1 protein-coding gene is annotated in these 876 nt (G+C 62.0%); it reads left to right on the top strand.

All coding sequences use genetic code 11. The annotated features are described in order from the left end of the window. On the top strand, positions 1-755 hold a 755-nt coding region (locus EOC06_RS44160; RefSeq protein ID WP_245470300.1), incomplete at its 5' end, for an aminomethyltransferase family protein. Positions 756-876 lie beyond the last annotated feature (121 nt).

The following is an 876-nucleotide window of genomic DNA, read 5'->3' as shown; positions in this document are numbered from 1 at the left end:
ACGTCGGTGATGACGACGAATTCGTCGTCATCACCGACGTGACGGCGGCCGAAAGCGTGCTCTGCCTGATGGGCCCGGACGCGAGAAAGCTGATCCAGAAGGTCAGCCCCAACGATTTTTCCAATGAGAAAAATCCCTTCGGCACGTTCCAGGAGATCGAGATCGGCATGGGCCTGGCCCGCGCCCATCGCGTCACCTATGTCGGCGAACTCGGCTGGGAACTCTATGTCTCGACCGATCAGGCGGCCCATGTCTTCGAGGCGATCGAGGAGGCAGGTGCGGATGTCGGCCTGAAACTCTGCGGCCTGCACACGCTGGATTCTTGCCGCATCGAAAAGGCCTTCAGGCATTTCGGCCACGACATCACCGACGAGGACAATGTGCTGGAAGCCGGCCTCGGCTTCGCGGTGAAAACCGCCAAGGGCGACTTCATCGGCCGCGATGCCGTGCTGCGCAAGAAGGAAGCTGGATTGAACCGCCGACTGGTCCAGTTCCGGCTGAAGGATCCAGAGCCCCTGCTCTTCCACAACGAAGCGATCCTGCGCGACGGCAAGATCGTCGGCCCGATCACTTCAGGCAATTACGGCCATCATCTCGGCGGCGCGGTCGGGCTAGGCTATGTGCCATGCGAGGGCGAGAGCGAGGCCGACGTGCTGGCCTCAACCTACGAAATCGAGATCGCCGGCGAGCGCTTTGCGGCGGAAGCGTCGCTGAAGCCGATGTACGATCCGAAGTCGGAGCGGACGAGGATGTAGTGCCTTCTTACCTTCCCCCCTTGTGGGGGAAGGTGGATCGGCGCGATAGCGCCGAGACGGATGAGGGGTGTTCCAGGGAGTGCCAACGTCTCACTTCGCTGGAACACCCCTCATCCGTCGC

The sequence above is a fragment of the Mesorhizobium sp. M7A.F.Ca.MR.362.00.0.0 genome (assembly GCF_004023175.1).
Taxonomy (GTDB): domain Bacteria; phylum Pseudomonadota; class Alphaproteobacteria; order Rhizobiales; family Rhizobiaceae; genus Mesorhizobium.
Note: the sequence above shows the minus strand (reverse complement) of the source record. Positions and strands in the feature narration are given on the sequence as shown.